This is a genomic window from Streptomyces sp. NPDC058964 (genome assembly GCF_042741275.1).
GTDB lineage: Bacteria > Actinomycetota > Actinomycetes > Streptomycetales > Streptomycetaceae > Streptomyces.
The window spans coordinates 15,017-17,736 of record NZ_JBHYKH010000152.1; the positions used below are offsets into that span (position 1 = coordinate 15,017).

Here is a 2,720-nt window from a genome sequence, read left to right on the forward strand (position 1 = left end):
GTGTAGGCGCCCAGGCCGGCGCCGCCGACGACCGCGGCGATCACCCCGCCGACGACCACCGCGGGTCTGGTCCTCCGTCGCTCGGCGACGCGCCTTCTCTTGCCCACTGCCTCAGTTCCTCCGCCGATTCCCCAGGGTCCCCGTTGCCCTCGTAGCCCTCATGCTCCTCAACGACGGCAACCACCCTAGAGTCCCCTCCTGTCCGGGTGACGTCAGCCACCTGTCCGTAGCACTTCTGCGACAATCGGCCCGGCGGCGTCGATGCCGTGTCCGCCGTCCTGGGTCATGGCCGCGGCCGCCATGTCGTTGCGGTAGCCGGTGAACCAGCTGTTGGACTTCGTCTGCCCGTCGACCTCCGCGGAGCCGGTCTTCGCGCCGATGCTGCCGCCCAGGCCGCGCATCACGCCCGCCGCGGTGCCGCTGACCGCGGTGCGGTTCATCATCGTCCGCAGCTGCTGGACCGTTCCGGTCGGCAGACCCCGGGCCGTGGCCAGTTCGCGGTCGTCGAGCCTGGGCGAGACGATGACCGGCTGCCGGAAGGCGCCCGTCATCGCGGTGGCCGTCACCGACGCCATGTTCAGCGGGCTCATCTGCACCTGGCCCTGGCCGATCAGGTTGGCCGCCGTGTCCGGGCCGCCGGAGGCGGGGACGCGCCCGTCGAAGGACGGGATGCCGACCTTCCAGTTGTTCTGCCCGAGCCCGAACCGCTCCTCGGCCTCCTTGTGGAGCGAGTCCACCTTGACCTCGTCCGCGTACTTCACGAAGGCGGTGTTGCAGGAGCGGGCGAAGCTGTCGGAGAGGGTGGCGTGCTCGTCGGGGGTCAGGTCCTTCAGGTTGCTGAAGGTCTGGCTCTGCCAGGTCGCGGTCGGCGGGCAGGGCGCCGGGCCGTTCGCCGTGGTGATCTTGTTGTCGATGAGGGTCGCCGAGCTGACGATCTTCATCGTGGAGCCGGGCGCCAGCTCGCCGAGGAACGCCGCGTTGAAGCCGTCGTCACGGTGGTTGGCGACCGCCAGCACCTCGCCCGTGCTCGGTTTCACGGCCACCACCGAGGACTCGGCGTACTTCTGCACCGCCCTCTCGGCGGCCGCCTGTGCCCGCGCGCTCAGCGTCGTCGGCAGCTTGCCCGCCTTTCCCTCGGCGAGGGTCAGCAGGGTCGTGTCGGCGGCTCCCCCGGCCTGGTGCCGGATCGTCAGCTCCACCCCGGGCGTGCCGCCCGCCTTGTCGCCGTACTTGCTGCGCAGTTCGTCCAGGATCGGGCCCAGGGACGGGTACTTCTCCTTCGTCAGGACGTTCCCGTCGCGGTCCACGGCCTCGATGGGCGGGCTCGCCGACTCGCCGGTGACCAGCGTGTCGCCGGTCCCCAGCTGCGGATGGACGACGGACGGCTTCCAGTCGACGAGGGCCCGGTGGGTCGTCTCGCCGCGCACCACGGTCAGCCGGCTCTTGTAGGCGAGCGGCTTGGACCTGCCGTCGTACGACACCGTCGCCCTCACCGTGAAGGGCACGGTGGTGCCGGTCGCCGCTCCCGGTGTGATGCTCACGTCGGTGAGGTGCGCGTCCTTGCCGTAGGCCGTCAGCAGCGGCTCGGCGTCGGCGGCGTTGTTCGTGAACGACGCCGCCTCGGCGCCCCGGCCCTTCTCCCAGGCGGCGAAGAACTTCCCCGTGGTGTCCTTCACCTCGGAGCCGCTCGGCGGCCCGGTCCGCACGGCGTCCGAGCCGCCGTCACCGCTGAGTGCCGACAGCACGTTGTACGCCCCGTACCCGGCCCCTCCCACCAGAGCGGCGAACACCCCGCTCACGATGGTGACTCTGACCCCCTTGCGCATGACGCGAAGTCCCCTCCCCCGTCCCGCGAACCAGTCTTCGAACTGTAGGGGGCGCGAGGGGAGGCTGTGACGATTGTTTTCGGATGTTGTCCGAACGGAGATCAGAGGTGTGACTCAAACCCAGGTATCTAGCCACATACGTGAACGCCACGAGTCGATCGGGATCGCCGTCCCCGTGTACAGCGGCCAGAAGTAGATGAAGTTCCAGGCGATCAGCAGCACCAGGACGCCCGCGCCCGTCGCGCCGGCCACCCGCCGGGTGTCGCCGGAGCCCGGTGGGCCCACGATCGCGCCCAGCAGCATCGCCACCGCCAGGCACAGGAACGGTACGAAGACGACCGCGTAGAAGACGAAGATCGTGCGCTCCTGGTACAGGAACCACGGCAGATAGCCGGCCGCGACGCCGCAGGCGACGGCGCCCGCCCGCCAGTCCCGGCGGAAGACCCAGCGCCACAGCACGTACAGCAGCGCGAAGCAGCCCAGCCACCACAGCAGCGGCGTGCCCAGCGCCAGCACCTCGCGGGCGCACTTCTCGCCCGCGTCGGCCGGGCAGCCGTCCGAGCCCGGTGAGGGCGACTCGTAGAAGTAGGAGACCGGGCGGCCCATCACGACCCAGCTCCACGGATTGGACTGGTACGTGTGCGGCGACGTCAGGTGGGTGTGGAACTCCAGCACCTGCGTCTCGTAGTGCCACAGGCTGCGCCACCAGTCCGGGAAGAGCCACGACCAGGAGCTGCGCACCCTGATCGCCGGACTGGAGCCGCCCGTCGCGATCGTCGCCCACAGCCTCGGCGGCATCATCGCCCTGGACACCCTGGTCCTCACCCCGCTGCCCCAGGTCCGGCTGCTGGTCACCGCCGGTTCCCAGGCGCCCTTCCTGTACGAGTCCGGGTC

General features: G+C 70.4%; 1 protein-coding gene and 1 pseudogene. Both read right to left on the reverse strand.

The features are described 5' to 3' along the window. Positions 1-212: 212 nt before the first annotated feature. Positions 213-1,826: a penicillin-binding transpeptidase domain-containing protein gene (locus ACFW2E_RS20255; RefSeq protein WP_384468257.1), complete on the reverse strand. Its 1,614-nt coding sequence runs from the start codon at positions 1,824-1,826 to the stop codon at positions 213-215. Positions 1,827-1,940: 114 nt separating this feature from the next. Next, positions 1,941-2,720 (reverse strand): annotated as a pseudogene (locus tag ACFW2E_RS20260) (hypothetical protein); the annotation flags it as partial.